This window comes from Streptomyces rubellus (assembly GCF_036323805.1).
Taxonomy (GTDB): domain Bacteria; phylum Actinomycetota; class Actinomycetes; order Streptomycetales; family Streptomycetaceae; genus Streptomyces.
This window is the reverse complement of record NZ_JAZDCX010000017.1, coordinates 62,374-78,639: the sequence shown is the minus strand read 5'-3', so window position 1 is coordinate 78,639 and position 16,266 is coordinate 62,374. Positions and strand designations below refer to the sequence as shown.

Genomic DNA, 16,266 nt, shown 5'->3' with positions numbered 1-16,266 from the left:
AAGACCATGACCTCCACCGACTCACCCGACCCCGCCGAGACCGGTGCGGGCGCCAGTTACGCCGCCGCCGGAGTGGACATCGAGGCGGGCGACCGCGCCGTCGAACTGATGAAGGAGTGGGTGAAGAAGGCCCGCCGCCCCGAGAGCGTCGGCGCGCTCGGCGGCTTCGCCGGCCTCTTCGACGCCTCCGCCCTCAAGCGCTACGAGCGTCCCCTGCTGGCCTCGGCCACCGACGGGGTGGGCACCAAGGTCGCAGTGGCCCAGAAGATGGACGTCCACGACACCATCGGCCACGACCTGGTGGCCATGGTCATGGACGACCTGGTGGTCTGCGGCGCCGAGCCGCTGTTCATGACCGACTACATCTGTGTGGGCAAGGTCCGCCCCGAGAAGGTCGCGGCGATCGTCAAGGGGATCGCCGAGGGCTGCGTGCTGGCCGGCTGCGCGCTGGTCGGCGGCGAGACGGCCGAGCACCCGGGCCTGCTGGGCCCCGACGAGTACGACGTGGCGGGCGCGGGCACCGGCGTCGTCGAGGCCGACGGGGTGCTGGGCGCCGAGCGCATCCGTACGGGGGACGTGGTCGTCGCGATGGCGTCCAGCGGGCTTCACTCCAACGGGTACTCGCTGGCGCGGCACGTGTTCTTCGACCGGGCCGGCTGGGCGCTGGACCGCCAGGTCGAGGAGTTCGGCCGGACGCTGGGCGAGGAGCTGCTGGAGCCCACCCGGATCTACTCGCTGGACTGCCTGGCGCTGCTCCGCGCCACCGAGGTGCACGCCTTCTCGCACATCACCGGCGGCGGGCTCGCCGCCAACCTCGCCCGGGTGGTCCCCGAGGGGCTGCACGCCACCGTGGACCGCGCCACCTGGAGCCCGGCGGCGGTCTTCCGCACCGTGGGCGAGCTCGGCCGGGTGGCGCGGGCGGAGCTGGAGCGGACCCTCAACATGGGGGTCGGCATGGTCGCCGTCGTACCGCCGGAGTCGGTCGGCGCCACGCTGGAGCTGCTGGGCGAGCGCGGGGTGGACTCCTGGGTGGCCGGCGAGATCACCGAACGGGGCGAGCGTGCCGCGGCGGTGGAGCTGACCGGGGACTATGCCGGCTGAGCGGGGCCGGGCGTCCTGGGCGGCCCGGGCCGTCGGGGTGCCGGAAGAGGGCCAAAACCCGGTCCGGCGGAGGCCGGACCGGGTGATGATCGATGTGAGACCGGTGTACTCGGTGGTGGACGACGGCGTCAGGCGCGACGTCGGTGGTTCGACGGAGAGGGGGACCGGGAGTCGACCGGATGGTCGTCGCTCTCGGAATCCTCGTCGTCGTTGTACAGCTCCGCGTACTTGGCGTACGGGTCGTCCAGCTCATCGTCCTCGAACCGCTCGCCGTTCGGCGGTTGGTTCGCTGTCGATGCGCCCAGCTCCTCAGCCAGGCGTGCAAGATCGGTCCCGCCGCTGTTGTACTTCAGCTGGCGGGCGACCTTTGTCTGCTTGGCCTTGGCCCGGCCGCGCCCCATGGCTCGACCCCCTCAACGACGGGGCTCAACGGCCCCAGAGTCTTGACACGCGTTCACGATGCGGAGCGGGCCCTCGATGCGATCGAGAGACCGTCCGTGGTGCTTCAACGGTACCTGCTTCCGTCGCCCTACGGTACGCCGCCCGCACGACACGGCCGGTGCGCACACCGTCTGGCGACCCTTTCCCTGCTGGTCAGTGACGATTTTACCTTCTGTCCGTCCGGTCACCCGCCAAGGGGTGGTGAGGGATGTCTCCCGCACCGCCCCTCACTGTACGTGATGGCCGGTGAGACACTGCGTCAGCAGGCCGCGCGGGACCGGCCGCCGGGGCCGGTTCGGGGCACAGGCGTACGGATCCGGCCACGGCGCGGGTGCCGGAAGCCCGGGCGCACCGGTGCGGACCGGACGCGCCCGGCGCGCCGGGGTCAGGCGCCGGGCCGCCGGGTCCGCCGGGCCTCGGCCATCCGCTGCTCGGCGATGCGGTCCGCCGCCACCGCCGGCGGCACCCCGTCGGCCGCGGCGCGCTCGAAGATCGAGAGCGTGGTGTCGTGGATCTTCGCGGCTTTTTCCTTCGCACGAGCGAAGTCGAAGCCGTGGAGCTCGTCCGCCACCTGGATCACGCCGCCGGAGTTCACCACGTAGTCGGGCGCGTAGAGGATGCCCCGCCCCGCGAGGTCCTTCTCGACCCCCGGGTGGGCGAGCTGGTTGTTGGCCGCGCCGCAGACCACCTTCGCCGTCAGCACCGGGACGGTCTCGTCGTTCAGCGCGCCGCCGAGCGCGCAGGGCGCGTACACGTCGAGCCCCTCGGTGCGGATCAGCGTGTCGGTGTCGGCCACCGCCGTCACCTCCGGGTGCGCGGCGCGGATCCGCTCCACGGCCTCGGCCCGCACGTCCGTGATCACGACCTCGGCGCCGTCGGCCAGCAGGTGCTCCACCAGGTGCCGGCCGACCTTCCCGACGCCGGCGACGCCGACCCGGCGGCCGCGCAGCGTGGGCTCGCCCCACAGGTGCCGCGCGCTGGCGCGCATGCCCTGGAAGACGCCGAAGGCGGTGAGCACCGAGGAGTCGCCCGCGCCGCCGTTCTCGGGGGAGCGGCCGGTGGTCCAGCGGCAGGTGCGCGCGACCACGTCCATGTCCTGCACATAGGTGCCCACGTCGCAGGCGGTGACGTAGCGGCCGCCCAGGGAGGCGACGAAGCGCCCGTAGGACTCCAGCAGCGCCTCGCTCTTGAGCTGCTCCGGATCACCGATGATCACGGCCTTGCCGCCGCCGTGGTCCAGCCCGGCGAGGGCGTTCTTGTACGACATGCCGCGGGCCAGGTTGAGGGCGTCCCGCAGGGCGGCCTCCTCCGGGTCGGCCTCGGTGGCGTACGCGTGGAACCGGGTGCCGCCCAGGGCCGGGCCCAGTGCGGTGGAGTGGACGGCGATGACGGCCTTCAGGCCCGTCTCGCGGTCCTGGCAGAGCACCACCTGCTCGTGGCCACCCTGCTCGGAGTGGAACAGGGTGTGCAGGGTGGTGCTCGGGGTGCTGGCTGTATTCGTGGTGTGCGCGGTGGGCGCGGTGCGCTCGGCGCTCGCTGCCCGTTCGTGGTCGCCGGCGGCGGGACGTACGTCAGTCACGGTGGTGACTCCTGTATGTCGCGGAGGGGATGCCCTTTCCAGCATCCCCCGCTTGTGGCGGAGGATGCGGGTGGGCCGGATGGCATGAGGGTACGGCCTGGGCGCCCCCGGGAGTACCGGGGTGCGCCCGCGGTGCAGTTGCGGTGCCAGGATCAGGGTATTGAACTGCCCTTGTCCCGCTCCTGCCCGTCCCCCGACAGTCCCAGTCCGCCTCGGTCCGCCGCCCCCGGCTGACCGCTCCGGGAGGAATAACCCGTGGTCACTACTCCGGTGGTCGTCCCGTACGCGTCCTATCTGCGGGTCTACGAGCCACTGGCCGCCTTCCCCGAGCCGGAGCGCTCGTACTGGGCCCGCTACGCCCGGCGCGAGCACCTGCCCGGTGCCCAGGACGAGCTGCGCCGCTCGCTGGCCGGCCTGGTGCCGGTGCCGCCGGTGGTGGTGCCGGTGCGCGAGAGCGCGGACGCCTTCGTCGCCGAGGCGGACGGGGTGCTGTGCGTGTGCCCCTGGCGGACCCGGCTGCGCGGCTGGCTGGCGCTGGGCCGGCTCGGCGACGAGCTGCCGGCGCCGGTGCTGGACACCGCGGTGCCGCCGGTGGTGCGCCGGGAGGCCGCCGCGGACTACGAGCGCTGGCGGGAGCGCAACCCGGACGCCCGGCCGTGGATCCGCTCGGCGGCCTGGCACGTCCCGATCCGCTGGTTCGTGCTCTTCGCCGACGAGGAGCGGGAGTACGGCAAGGGGACGGGCGGCGGCCTCGGCAGCACCCCGGAGGGCGGCCTGGTGCTGCGCTACCGCACCCCGATGGTGCAGGCCCGGCGGCGGCTGGCCCGCGGGCTGAAGGTGCTGCGCGAGGAGCTGGAGGACAGCCCGCTGGTCGACGGCCTGGTGGACGTGGGGCGCTGGCTGGAGGAGTTCCACCCCCGCTCGCTGGTGGAGCTGGACTACGGAGGATTGGTGTATACCCTCTCCGAGGAGGAGCTCGCCGCGGACCACTCCGCCGCCGACACCGCGGAGGGCCTGGCGGCACTGCGCGAGGGGGACGCCGCCCGGGCGAGCGCCGCGTACGAGCGGCTGTCCGACCGCTGGCGCGCCGTACGGCAACGGGGACTGGCCAGTTGAGGACCGGTCGGGAGCCGGTGGGGGATCCGTTCCGGCCCGGGACCGGCCGAAGCTTTGGCCCACGCGTGACGGAAAGCACTGGCAAGGGTCTTGCTCTGAAGACCACCTCTCGTGTCAAAATAGGACAAGGAGTCCGGACAGGGCTTCATCCGTCCAACTAAGGTCGGATCCATCGGTATTGCACTGTGCTCGGGGAGCCTGGGGAGCTCTGCTCACGTTGTAACCGATCGTCACGAGGGTGTGACTGTCCGTTATGGCATGGTCCATCGGCTTCCGTCGAGGTTGGCCACCTGAGAGGGCAATTCCGTCGGTTTGGCCGACGTGGCTGGACAGATGGTGTAGTTGTAGTGCCGAGGACAAGCCGTTCGTCCTATAACCGACTCGGCCCGCGCCTGCCATTTCGGGCAACGCGGGTCAAGGTGCAGAATTTAGAGGAAAGAACCGTGATGGTTCGGTTCTCCCGAGGAGGCCGCTCATGACCGCTCGCACCCCTGATGCCGAGCCGCTGCTGACCCCGGCTGAGGTCGCCACCATGTTCCGCGTGGACCCGAAGACGGTCACACGCTGGGCCAAGGCGGGCAAGCTCACGTCCATCCGCACGCTCGGAGGACACCGCCGTTACCGCGAGGCGGAGGTGCGCGCCCTGCTGGCGGGCATCCCGCAGCAGCGCAGCGAGGCCTGACCAGCCCCGCACAACCCCGCACAACGGGCGAATTGGGACCCCCATCCCGCCACTCGTCCCGCACAGCACCATCAGCACCATCTGTCGGGCCGGTGTCCCCCACGCGGCCTGGACTTCGATCGCGCTGGGCTCCGCCGGGCCCGGCGCGATCTCTGTCTCCGGAGGGCTTTCCGGCGGGGCGGCCGGCCCCGTCCCGCGGCCCGTTCCGGAGCCCGCCCAGACCCCGTTTCCGGACCTGTCCGGGGCGGGGTTCGGTGTTCCCCGGGGCTGCTCGACCGTCAACAGGCGGCTCTCCGGGCGGTGTTGAGCAGTGGCCGAGACCGCTCCCGGGCCCGGGGAGGCTGTGGAGGACATGTGAAGAAGAAGCCGGGGGAGTGTCATGGGACGGCAGTGCAATGGCACATATTAAATTTGGCTAAGCCGGGAAGGCGGCGAATTCCCCTGTCCGGCCATCCGATTCGGTGACACCCGTCACATCGCAGGCATCTTGTCCGTAGTGGCTAACGTGCGGTAATGGGAAATAAGTGCATGACGTACCCCTCGCCGACCGGTGGGCCCGGCCCGGGATGCGGAGGAGGGTGCGGACCGGACGGAACCGCCACCCGGGCCGTGTTCCGGCCGGGTGGCGATCCATGCTCGTCTCCGTCGCTGTGGCGTCCGGCCGTGAACGGCCCGGTGGCTTCCGGGACCGGTCCGCGGTCACCGGACGGTCAGCCCGGGACACCGTCCACGGCGCCGGGCCCGCCGCCCCGCTCCGTCTCCGGACGCGGGCCGGGGAGCTCGTCCGCCGGCTGCTCCGTCGCCAGCCGCTGCAGCCGGTGGCAGACGGGGCAGTGGCGGGTCAGATGGCCGTAGCGGGCCGCCGCCGACAGATGCGCTCTCAGCAGTGCCCGTGTCTCGTGCCGTGGACGTTCCGAAGTCGCCGGCATGGCGCCCACCTCCTTGCAGGAGAGGTACCCGCGGTCTGTCGGACCGTCAAGACGGCCCGCACCGAAGGGCGGTGCGAACGGGCCGCCGTGAGCGAGCGGGAGGCAGCCGGGGCACGGAACGACCGAAGGCCCGGATCCACGAGGGAACCGGGCCTTCGTACTGCGGTCCTGACGGGATTTGAACCCGCGGCCTCCACCTTGACAGGGTGGCGAGCACTCCAAACTGCTCCACAGGACCTTGAGCCGCAGCCGGATGTCCTGAGCTGCGAGAAGGACTCTACAGCAGCCCGGGGCCGCGGCGCGAACTCACTTACCGTGGCCGCCTTGCCACAGCTCATGCCGCGCGCCGGGCCACGGCCCGCGCCACGGCGGACGGCCGCCGTCACGGGGCCGCCGCGTCCACCGCCTTCATGATGCGCTTGTCCGAGACCGGGTAGGCCGTGCCCAGCGCGTGCGCGAAGTAGCTGACCCGCAGCTCCTCCAGCATCCAGCGGATCTCCCGCGCCTCACGCGGTACCGGCCGGCCCGGCGGGAACTGCTCCAGCAGCCACTCGTACTCGTCCCGCATCTCCCTCACCTTCGCCATCCGGGCACGGTCCCGCTCGACGTTGGCGGGAAGCTGCTGCAGCCGGCGGTCCACGGCCGTCAGGTAGCGCAGCAGGTCCGGCAGCCGGCCCGTGCCGTGCGCGGTGACGAAGCCCGGGCCGACCAGCTCCGCGAGCTGCTCCCGCACATCCGCCAGGTTCGGCGCGAGCGTGGGACTCTTCGCCAGCGGCGGCGACTTCAGCCGGCGCTCGCACGCCTGCCGGGCGGCGAGCACCTCGCGCACCTGCCGGACGGTCGCCAGCACCGCGTCGGTGAGGTCGGCGCGCACCGCGTCGAACAGCTTGCGGAAACCCTCCTCGTCCCAGGCCGGGCCGCCGCGCGCCGCGATCAGCCGGTCGGCGGCGGCCGTCACGCAGTCGTCGAACAGCGCCTGGACGCTGCCGTGCGGGGCGGCGGCCAGGGCCAGCTTGTCCTGGTTGGAGAGCCTGTCCTGGGCGAACTTGGCCGGATTGGAGGGCAGGTTCAGCAGGATGAGGCGGCGGGTGCCGCGCCACATCGCCTGCCGCTGCTCGTCCTCGGTGTCGAAGAGCTTCACCGAGACCGAGTCCCCGTCGTCCACCAGCGCCGGATACGCCTTGACCGGCTGACCCGCCCGCCGGGTCTCGAAGGTGCGTGGGAGGGTGCCGACGGTCCAGGAGGTCAGGCCGGTGCGCTGCTCGACACCGGGACCGCCACCGGGCCCGCCGCCGTCCCCCTCCCCGGCCCCGCCGCCGGTGCTCCGGGCGGCGTCGAACGCCTTGGCCAGCGCCGCCCGGGTGCGGGACCGCAACGCCAGCCGCAGCTCCTCCAGGTCCTTGCTCTCGGCGTTCCCCGGGATCCTGCGGCGCCGCTCGTCCACCACCCGGAAGGTGATCTTCAGATGGTCGGGGACCTTCGCCGGGTCGAAGTCCTCCGGACTCACCCGCACCCCCGTCATCCGGGTCAGTTCCCGAGCCAGCGCGGCCGTCAGCGGCTCGTCCGGCGGGGCGGCCGGCTGGGCCTCGCCGTCCCCGGCGACCGCCGCCAGGAAACGCCGGGCGTAGTCGGGGGCGGGCACGCAGTTGCGGCGGATCGGCTTGGGCAGCGAACGGATCAGCTCGGTGACCAGATCGGCGCGCAGCCCCGGGATCTGCCAGTCGAAGCCGCGCGACTCGACCTGGTTGAGCACCTGGAGCGGGACGTGGACGGTCACGCCGTCGGCGTCGGTGCCCGGTTCGAACTGGTAGGTGACCCGCAGCTTCAGCGGTCCCTGGCGCCACAGGTCGGGGTAGTCGGCCTTGGTGATCCGCTCGGCCCGCTCGTTGATGAGCATGGACTTCTCGAAGTTGAGCAGATCCGGCTCCTCCTGGCGCTTCCGCTTCCACCAGGAGTCGAAGTGTGCCCCGGAGACCACGTGCTCGGGGATGCGCTGGTCGTAGAAGTCGAACAACGTCTCGTCGTCGACGAGGATGTCGCGGCGCCGGGCCCGGTGCTCCAGCTCCTCCACCTCGCCCAGCAGTCTGCGGTTGTCGTGGAAGAACTGGTGGTGGGTGCGCCAGTCGCCCTCCACCAGCGCGTTGCGGATGAAAAGGTCCCGGCAGGTCTCCGGGTCGATCCGCCCGTAGTTCACCTTGCGCTGGGCGACGACGGGGACGCCGTAGAGCGTCACCTTCTCGTACGCCATCACCGCCGCCTGCTTCTGCTCCCAGTGCGGCTCGCTGTAGACGCGTTTGACCAGGTGCCCGGCGAGCGGCTCGATCCAGTCCGGATCGATCTTCGCGTTGACCCGCGCCCACAGCCGGGAGGTCTCCACCAGCTCGGCCGACATGATCCAGCGCGGCGGCTTCCTGAACAGCGCGGAGCCCGGGAAGACGGCGAACTTCGCGCTGCGCGCGCCCAGGTACTCGTTCTTCTCGGTGTCCTTCAAGCCGATGTGCGACAGCAGCCCCGCCAGCAGCGACTGGTGGACGCGGTCGGCGTCGGCGTCCCGGTCGTCGAGGTGGACGCCCATGGACTTCGCCACCTGGCGCAGCTGGGCGTAGATGTCCTGCCATTCGCGTATGCGCAGGTAGTTGAGGAACTCCGCCCGGCACATGCGCCGGAAGGCGGAGGAGGACAGCTCCTTCTGCCGCTCCCGCACGTACTTCCACAGGTTGAGCAGGGCGAGGAAGTCGCTGTTGTCGTCCTTGAACCGGGCGTGCTGCTGGTCGGCCTGCTGCTGCTTGTCGGCGGGACGCTCGCGCGGGTCCTGGATGGACAGCGCCGCGGCGATCACCATCACCTCGCGGACGCAGCCGTTGCGGTCCGCCTCCAGCACCATCCGCGCCAGCCGCGGGTCGACGGGGAACTGCGCCAGCTTCCGGCCGGTCTCCGTCAGCCGCCTGCGCGGGTCCTTCTGCTTCGGGTCGAGCGCGTGCAGCTCCTCCAGGAGCTGCACACCGGCCTTGATGCTGCGGTGGTCCGGCGGGTCGATGAAGGGGAAGCGCTCGATCTCGCCCAGCCCGGCCGCGGTCATCTGGAGGATGACGGACGCCAGGTTCGTCCGCAGGATCTCCGGATCGGTGAACTCCGGCCGGGAGAGGAAGTCCTCCTCGGAGTACAGCCGGATGCAGATGCCGTCCGAGGTGCGGCCGCAGCGGCCCTTGCGCTGGTTGGCGCTGGCCTGGGAGACCGGCTCGATCGGCAGCCGCTGGACCTTGGTGCGGTGGCTGTAGCGGGAGATGCGGGCGGTGCCGGTGTCGACGACGTACTTGATGCCGGGCACCGTCAGCGAGGTCTCGGCGACGTTGGTGGCCAGCACGATCCGCCGCCCGCCGTGCTTCTGGAAGACGCGGTGCTGCTCGGCGTGCGACAGCCGCGCGTACAGCGGAAGGACCTCCGTGGCGCGGAGGTTCCGTTTGTTCAGCGCGTCGGCGGTGTCCCGGATCTCGCGCTCGCCGGAGAGGAAGACCAGGACGTCGCCCGGCCCTTCGGCCTGGAGCTCCTCCACCGCCTCGCAGACGGCCGTGATCTGGTCCCGGTCGGAGTTCTCGCCCTCCTCCTCCAGCAGCGGCCGGTAGCGGACCTCCACCGGATACGTGCGGCCCGACACCTCGATGATCGGCGCGTCCCCGAAGTGCCGGGAGAAGCGCTCCGGATCGATGGTCGCGGAGGTGATCACGACCTTCAGGTCCGGGCGGCGGGGGAGGAGCTGGGCGAGGTAGCCCAGCAGGAAGTCGATGTTGAGGCTGCGCTCGTGCGCCTCGTCGATGATGATCGTGTCGTACCGGCGCAGCTCGCGGTCGGTCTGGATCTCCGCCAGCAGGATGCCGTCCGTCATCAGCTTGACCAGGGTGTCCTCGCCCACCTGGTCGGTGAAGCGGACCTTCCAGCCCACCGCGCCGCCCAGCGGGGTGCGCAGCTCCTCGGCGACCCGCTCGGCCACCGTGCGGGCCGCGATCCGGCGCGGCTGGGTGTGCCCGATCAGCCCGCGCACCCCGCGGCCCAGCTCCAGGCAGATCTTGGGGATCTGCGTCGTCTTCCCGGAGCCCGTCTCGCCGGCGACGATCACCACCTGGTGGTCCCGTATCGCCGCCAGGATGTCGTCCTTCTTCTGGCTGACGGGCAGCTGCTCGGGGTAGTCGATCGCGGGCACGGCGGCGCGCCGGGCGGCGACGCGCAGCTCGGCCCGCTCGATCTCGGCGGCGATCTCGGACAGCACGGCCCGCCGCGCCTCCGGCTTGCGGATGCGGCGGGTGCCCTCGAGGCGCCGGCCAAGCCGCTGCTGGTCGCGCGGCATCAGTTCGGGCAGCCGCTCCAGGAGGGCGGGGAGGGTGGGATCAGACACAGTGGACATACGGCCTCCAGGATCGCACCCGTCCCGCGTGCCGGGCGAATCAATTCGCCGGTCCCCGGGAGAGGCGTGTCACCCCACACCGTGAACGCCCGGCCGGAGCGGGGTGTACGGGGGCCGGGCCCGCACCGCCGGAGGCGGTACGGGCGGCTTCCGCCGCTCGCCTCGGCGGGTCTCCCGGCACCCGCCGCCCGCTTCGCCGGGCACCCGCGTACGTCCGGCGGCCCGCCGCTGTCAGCGGCCCCTCCTAACCTGCGCGGAATGACCGGAGAGTACGCGCGCCTCACCCCGGAGCAGTTCCAGCGGGCGCTCGGCGACCCGGAATGGGCGCACGAGCTGGTCCTGGAGACGGGCATGGCGGAGTGGGAGACGAAGCCGGAGCCCGGGCAGGCCCGCCGCCTGGACGTGGACAAGGCCTGGGACGGCATCCGTTTCCTGCTGGAGCGGTCCGGCTTCCTCGTGGACGTCGTCCTCGGCGGCGAGCTGATCCCCGGCGCCGCCGACTGGGGCTACACCCCGCCCCGCCACCTCGCCCCGGCGGAGGTGGCCGAGGTCGTCGGGGAACTGGCGGCTACACCGTTCGGGGCCCTCGTCGCCGACCTCGACCCCGCCGAACTGATCCGTGCCGGCACCTACCCCTCGGGCCTGTGGGACGAGGGCGGGGCGGACGGCCTGGAGTACGTCCGTCACCACTACGAGGCGCTGCGCGTCTTCCTCGCCGCCGCCGCCCGGGACGGCGACGCCGTGCTGCTGTGGATCTCCTGAGCCCGCCGTTGGGGGCGTGCGCGGTACGGCGCGCTACCGCTGCCGGTCGCTTTCGCTGTATTCGGCTCCCCGGTCCCGGCTGGTCCTGCCAGGCTCTGTGCCGGGGCGCCGGGCGGTTCGCGGACATGCCGTGCGGGACCACGGCCTCGTGCGTGCCGGACCCGGGCGGTCTGACCGGCCACCGCGCGGCAGACCGTGGCTCACGGGGGCGCCTCTCCTGACGAATCGGGAGTCATGAGAAACCTGGCAAGAGTCCTCTTCGCGCTCGCCGCCTTCTTCGTCTTCTGGAAGTTCTCCAACACGACACTGGGGCAGGGAAGTTTCGTGGTGGCCGTCTTCGGACTGGTCCTGGAGAAGTGGGTGGTGGACCGGTTCTTCCCGGAGAAGGCGGCCCGGGGGGAGACGGGACGGGCAGGGCGTACGCCCTGGGAGCCCTCCGGCGGCGCGCGGCAGACGGGCGGCTCGGGAAGCGTGGTCACCGTCCTCGTGACGTGCGCGGTGCTGACGGTGATGGCCGACGCGTTCTTCTTCACGACGTGGCTCGATCTTCCCGACGCCGACGGCGCCTCCGGCGCGGACGGCCGGGAGGCCGCCGTCAAGATGATCGCCTCCGTGCTGGCCCTGGGCGTGGCCTTCGCCGCTCCCGTGGTCGTCGGCCTGGCCGTCTACCTGGAGTGCGCCGAGCGGCTGGACGGGCGGTTCCGCCCGAACGCACAGGGCCCGACCGGCGGGTGCGTCTCCATCGTTCCGGCGGTCGTCGTGGCGGCCGTGTTCTACGGACACTTCTACGTCGCCTACGTCTTCTACGAGTCGATCGGCGCGCTGCGCCCGCACTGACCGGGTGGGGAGCGCCGTCCGGCCCGCGTACCGCACCGGTGGCGCGCGCCCGGAAGCCGTGGCGTACATGACACGCGAAGCAGCCCCTCCGGAAACCCGGAGGGGCTGCTCTCGCATCTCTGCGGCGGTGGCTGGGGCCGGGGTCGAACCGGCGACCTTCCGCTTTTCAGGCGAGTTGATCGTGCGGAGTGGATCATCCTCCGGCCCGACAACGACCAGCGTTGACAGCTCATGACGTACGGCTGCGTTCGGCGGCGTTCGCCGACGTTGCCGTCAGACTGCCGTCAGCCGCATCTGTGCCGACCCTGCCGATGTACACAGACTGGCCTGACTACCGCCTTACAAGTTCGATCGATGGGGCACCGTTGCATATGTGGTCACACCCAGCGCTTGTCGCATCCTGTAGACAAGCTCCGTCGCCCGTGGTAGACATAGATGGTGCGCAAAAGCACCTTGATACAGGAACTGCGGCAGATCGCCGCGAGCAAGGACGCTGATCTCGTACTCGCACGACAGGGGGCAAAACACGAGATTTACACCCTTCGGGGTGTGTCTCTTCCTGTCCCGCGACACAGAGAGATCGCCGAAGGAACCGCCAAGGCTTTGATCAAGGCGGCGGAAGGAGCGTGATCGACTGGGGGGCCGAGTCCAGGTCGGCCCCCCACCCGATCAGGATCTCATGACTTCGGCAAAGCGCACAGAAGAGGGAAAAGAAAGGAAGGGGAAAGGAGAGGTGGCCGAAACCAGTACTTACCATGCGACTGCAACTCAAGACGGGGCGCACTGGGTGGTTACGGTCAACGACCTACCTAAGGGGCTGGTCGGTGTTACCCAGGGGCGCACGTGGAGCGAAGCGCGGAAGATGGCTGTCGACGTGGTAGCCATGCTATTGGAGGTGCCTGATGACTCGTTCAAGGTTGTGATGCGGCCAGCCGATCCAGATATGGCCAACGCCATCATCACAGCTGAAGAGGCCAGAAAAGAGGCTGAGCTAGCCAGCAAGGCTGCTGCTGAAGCTTTGGCGGCTGCTGCGCGAATCCTGACTGCGAAGGCTACGGTCAGGGATGCAGGCTCAATGCTTGGCGTCTCACATCAGTACATCGCCAAACTCGCTCCAAAGAAGGGTTAGGTCAACTTAGCGCCTTGCGTGGTATGGGCTCCTGCCAGCTTGCAGGCTGGCAGGAGCCCATACTTATACTTTAATAAGTGACCCTGAGTAGCTAGCGTTGACCGCGCGATCTGCACGTAATCGGCATCTGTCGATGCGGTGTACCTAGGTGATAAATACACTCCCGTCTTGCCGCACCCCCGCGCTGGGACGAAAACGACTTGGTCGGCGACCTGCGTCACGCCTCTGACTTGCGCTTCCGCTGAGCGCACCTGTCTGCGTCTGTCGTCATTGGTCGCCCTTGGCCGTCTCCTGACGGCCCAGAGACGGCCCAAGAGGTTCACCCGCGTCAGCTTGTCGCAGTGAGGCCGCCTGGGCTCCGCGTTGCTCCCTCTCCGTGCGAAGCTCCTTGGTTACCTTCCGCATCTGCTCCACCAACCGTCGATTGTCCTCCTGTGTCTTCAGGTAGGCCTTATGCCTCTCTTCGAGACGGATGATCATCGCAGCCATGACGTGGCGGAGGGCATAGGGCCAAGGCCTTCCTGCCACCCTGGCGTCGTCGACCATGGAGCTGCGCCGGAGGATAGGGCTTAGGCAGTTGATCAAGTCAGTCTCGTCCTGCTCGCTCAGGGCAGCATCCAGTCGGTGTGCCACCTTGTTCCGCATCGAGTTGAGCTTCAGGTAAGCAGGAACGTCTTCCTCTTCAAGGAAGTCATGTGCGGCTGCTAGAGCTACCTTCTGCGGGTAGGTGAAGCGGCTGAAGTCGATCCGTTCAGGGTGCGGCGCAACAACACCTAACACCCCAATGAGTCGCGACTCGATCCACAGATGCCCTCGTAGGACCAGCTCAAGAGGCGAGTCACTGTTGATGTCTACGAGCCACTTGGACCCCGCTGCATCCGTCATGTACCGAGGCTACGAGTCATGTTGTAGCTGAGCACCGAGTTTCCAGAAAGCTGCCGGTCAGGGTCGGTGGAGCGGCTTTGGGCGGGAGCTGCCTTGGGGTGAGAGATCGGGGCCCGTAAGCTTTCGGCGACTCGGGCGGTCTGTGGACCTGCCCGCTAATGCCCGATGTGGGCCCCGATCTTCGAGGCTCGCCTCAGTGTGAGTCTGGCTGTGGCCTTGTCGCTTCGGATGGCGCAGGGTCGGTCTCAGCCGGCGGGTGGCTCGGAGGCTCGCTGCCCTGGTGACGGGGCTTGCTTGGGATTTGTCCCCGTCGGCTGAGGCTCGGGCTGACCGGAGTGGCCTGGTAGGAGAGTGGCAGCAGCCCCAACTGAGGTATGCCCCCGGTCGGCCTTCACTTCGGCGTGAAGGGTGGCAGGGCGATGCTGGTGATCGGGGTGGACCCGCACAAGGACAGCCACACACTGGTGGTGGTCGATGGTGCGGGATGCAAGCGCGGGCAGCTGACCGTGCCTGCCCGTCAGGACGGCCATCTGCGGGCGGTGGCCTGGGCACGTCGGTTGGGCGAGCCGGTGCGGTGGGCGGTGGAGGACTGCCGTCACGTGGCCGGCGGACTGTTGCGGGATCTCCTGGCCGGTGGCGAGAGCGTGGTGGCGGTGCCGCCGAGGCTGATGGCCCGGGCTCGTGCCTCGGTCCGGCAGCGCGGCAAGTCGGATCCCATCGATGCTCTGGCCGTGGCCCGTGCCGCGCAGCGGGAGCCGGAGTTGCCGGCGGCCCGGCTGGATGAGGAAGCTCTGGAACTGCGGCTGCTGGTCGACCACCGCCGGGCGCTGATTGCCGAGCGCACCCGGATCATCAACCGCCTGCGCTGGCACTGCCATGCTCTGGACCCCGACCTGGCGCCGGGGCCCCGGGAGCTGAGCCGCAAATGCGTGCAGGCGAAGCTGTTGGGTCGCCTGGCCGCCTGTGCGGTCTCGGTACGACGCGAACTCGCGCTGGAGCTGGTGGCCGATATCCGGGCGCTGAGCGAGAAGATCGCAGCACTGGAGCGGCGGCTGACGCGCCAGGTGACTCCGTTGGCACCCAACTTGCTGGCCATCCCCGGGGTGGGCGCGTTGACCGCGGCCACGCTGGTCGGTGAGACCGCGGGGATCGACCGCTTCGCCAGCAAAGCAGCCTTCGCCTTGCACGCCGGGGCGGCCCCGATACCGGTCTGGAGCGGCAACAACGTTCGCGTCCGCCTCAACCGCGGCGGCAATCGCCGGCTGAACGCGGCCCTCCACGTCATTGCACTTACCCAGCTCAGGCCCGAGATCCATCCACCCGCCCGGGCTCTCTACGACCGGCTCACAGCGGCAGGCAAGACCCGGCCCGAGGCCCTTCGTGTCCTCAAACGCCGCCTCGCCGACGTCGTCTACCGCAGCCTGCACCACGACCACCAACGCCAAGCCCACCCGGACGGATCCTCCGGCCCGCCACGGAGCGGCACACACCCGGATTCGCCCGACAGCCAGCCCGCACCAGGAGCGGGACGAGCGGTCCAGGGTGGGCGAAGCCCATCGCGCAGCGACGCCGCAGGCGCCCTTGACCGGGAGGAGCGCTCCGAACTCTCAACTGGCGGGCGAATCCGGCACCCCGACCCCAGAACCTCTCAGCGACCAGCAAACCGCAGCTTGACATAGGAGAATCCCAAGGTGGCTGCCTAAAGCCGTCGGAGCCGACCGCCCCAGCCACCGACCAGCCCTGACAGCAACCCGGCGCTTGCTGCTGCCGCGCGGCCGGCGGACGCCGGGCCGGAGCGGGGCGAAGACAGGAGCGCAGGCCCGGCGGGGAGCCGGGCCGCGCGCGGCGAGCGGAGCGAGCCGCCTTGATGAGGTAGAGAACTTTGTAACGCGCTAGCTGGATGGCGCGACGTAGCAAAGGGCGCTGGTCTGCTGCCCGTCGCCGTAGTGGTGCGTGGTCTCGCCGATCCTGCGCCATCCGAGACGTTCGTAGAGGCGTATGGCGGCGGTGTCCTTCGTCATGACGTCGAGCACCAGGCGGAGGCCGTGAGTCTGCGCGTAGGCCGTCGCCGTCTGCGTCAGCTCCTCGCCCAGGGCGCGATTCCGGGCTCTCTTGGTCACGAAGAGTCGGCCGAGTACGGCCACGCGCTCGGGGCTCTCCCCGCTTTGTCGGATCCAGAGTGCTACGGCGTCCTCACCGTTGGGGCTCATCACCGCCACGTGCCCGACGACTTGGTGGTCGGCCTCTGCCACCCAGGAGGCCAACACATCGTCCGACCGCAGCCAGGCTTCCGGGTCGGAGACTCCTTCGACGGGATACCCGTCCGTCGCGTGCACCTCCACCAGCGCCGCTGCCGCGTCGGGCAGGTCTGCTTCCTCGAACGGGCGGACTCTCAGGCTTCCCACA

13 protein-coding genes and 1 tRNA gene are annotated in these 16,266 nt (G+C 70.2%); 7 read left to right on the top strand and 7 right to left on the bottom strand.

Annotated features, from left to right (window positions below):
* Positions 1–6: 6 nt before the first annotated feature.
* Positions 7–1,101, top strand: coding sequence for a phosphoribosylformylglycinamidine cyclo-ligase (gene purM / locus V1L54_RS20170; RefSeq protein ID WP_330119467.1), 1,095 nt, complete (start codon positions 7–9; stop codon positions 1,099–1,101).
* Between the two features lie 128 nt (positions 1,102–1,229).
* On the opposite strand, the gene V1L54_RS20165 is transcribed toward purM, so the two are convergent.
* Complete coding sequence (locus V1L54_RS20165; RefSeq protein WP_330119466.1) at positions 1,230–1,502, bottom strand: DUF3073 domain-containing protein; 273 nt, start codon at positions 1,500–1,502, stop codon at positions 1,230–1,232.
* 425 nt (positions 1,503–1,927) lie between these two features.
* Positions 1,928–3,121 (bottom strand): Leu/Phe/Val dehydrogenase, encoded by a 1,194-nt coding sequence (locus tag V1L54_RS20160; protein ID WP_330119465.1) that lies wholly within the window; start codon positions 3,119–3,121, stop codon positions 1,928–1,930.
* Positions 3,122–3,376: 255 nt separating this feature from the next.
* Between V1L54_RS20160 and V1L54_RS20155 the strand changes: the two genes are divergently transcribed.
* The gene (locus tag V1L54_RS20155) at positions 3,377–4,237 is read left to right on the top strand and encodes a DUF8083 family protein (protein ID WP_330119464.1); all 861 of its coding nucleotides are present in this window, start codon (positions 3,377–3,379) and stop codon (positions 4,235–4,237) included.
* Positions 4,238–4,712: 475 nt separating this feature from the next.
* Positions 4,713–4,919, top strand: coding sequence for a developmental transcriptional regulator BldC (bldC, locus tag V1L54_RS20150; protein ID WP_003949541.1), 207 nt, complete (start codon positions 4,713–4,715; stop codon positions 4,917–4,919).
* A gap of 710 nt (positions 4,920–5,629) precedes the next feature.
* On the opposite strand, the gene V1L54_RS20145 is transcribed toward bldC, so the two are convergent.
* The 3 genes from V1L54_RS20145 to hrpA all read right to left on the bottom strand — a co-directional run bounded on the left by V1L54_RS20145 (position 5,630) and on the right by hrpA (position 10,247).
* Positions 5,630–5,848 carry a DUF6274 family protein gene (locus tag V1L54_RS20145; RefSeq protein ID WP_330119463.1) on the bottom strand — a complete coding sequence of 73 codons (219 nt, stop codon included), beginning with the start codon at positions 5,846–5,848 and terminating at the stop codon, positions 5,630–5,632.
* A 163-nt stretch (positions 5,849–6,011) separates the two neighbouring features.
* Positions 6,012–6,086, bottom strand: a tRNA-Asp gene (locus V1L54_RS20140).
* Positions 6,087–6,230: 144 nt separating this feature from the next.
* Entirely contained in the window at positions 6,231–10,247 is a 4,017-nt protein-coding gene (gene hrpA, locus V1L54_RS20135; protein ID WP_330119462.1) for an ATP-dependent RNA helicase HrpA, read from the bottom strand.
* A gap of 258 nt (positions 10,248–10,505) precedes the next feature.
* Between hrpA and V1L54_RS20130 the strand changes: the two genes are divergently transcribed.
* The 3 genes from V1L54_RS20130 to V1L54_RS20120 all read left to right on the top strand — a co-directional run bounded on the left by V1L54_RS20130 (position 10,506) and on the right by V1L54_RS20120 (position 12,975).
* Positions 10,506–11,009: a YfbM family protein gene (locus V1L54_RS20130; RefSeq protein ID WP_330119461.1), complete on the top strand. Its 504-nt coding sequence runs from the start codon at positions 10,506–10,508 to the stop codon at positions 11,007–11,009.
* A 234-nt stretch (positions 11,010–11,243) separates the two neighbouring features.
* Positions 11,244–11,846, top strand: coding sequence for a hypothetical protein (locus V1L54_RS20125; RefSeq protein WP_330119460.1), 603 nt, complete (start codon positions 11,244–11,246; stop codon positions 11,844–11,846).
* A gap of 679 nt (positions 11,847–12,525) precedes the next feature.
* Positions 12,526–12,975, top strand: a complete 450-nt coding sequence (locus V1L54_RS20120) for a type II toxin-antitoxin system HicB family antitoxin (RefSeq protein WP_330119459.1) — start codon at positions 12,526–12,528, stop codon at positions 12,973–12,975.
* A 267-nt stretch (positions 12,976–13,242) separates the two neighbouring features.
* Here V1L54_RS20120 and V1L54_RS20115 read toward each other — a convergent pair whose 3' ends face one another.
* Positions 13,243–13,860: a hypothetical protein gene (locus tag V1L54_RS20115; RefSeq protein ID WP_330119458.1), complete on the bottom strand. Its 618-nt coding sequence runs from the start codon at positions 13,858–13,860 to the stop codon at positions 13,243–13,245.
* A gap of 419 nt (positions 13,861–14,279) precedes the next feature.
* Here V1L54_RS20115 and V1L54_RS20110 point away from each other — a divergent pair, with 419 nt between their 5' ends.
* Positions 14,280–15,539: an IS110 family RNA-guided transposase gene (locus V1L54_RS20110; RefSeq protein WP_330119457.1), complete on the top strand. Its 1,260-nt coding sequence runs from the start codon at positions 14,280–14,282 to the stop codon at positions 15,537–15,539.
* 213 nt (positions 15,540–15,752) lie between these two features.
* Here V1L54_RS20110 and V1L54_RS20105 read toward each other — a convergent pair whose 3' ends face one another.
* Positions 15,753–16,265: a GNAT family N-acetyltransferase gene (locus V1L54_RS20105; RefSeq protein WP_330119456.1), complete on the bottom strand. Its 513-nt coding sequence runs from the start codon at positions 16,263–16,265 to the stop codon at positions 15,753–15,755.
* Position 16,266: the final 1 nt, after the last annotated feature.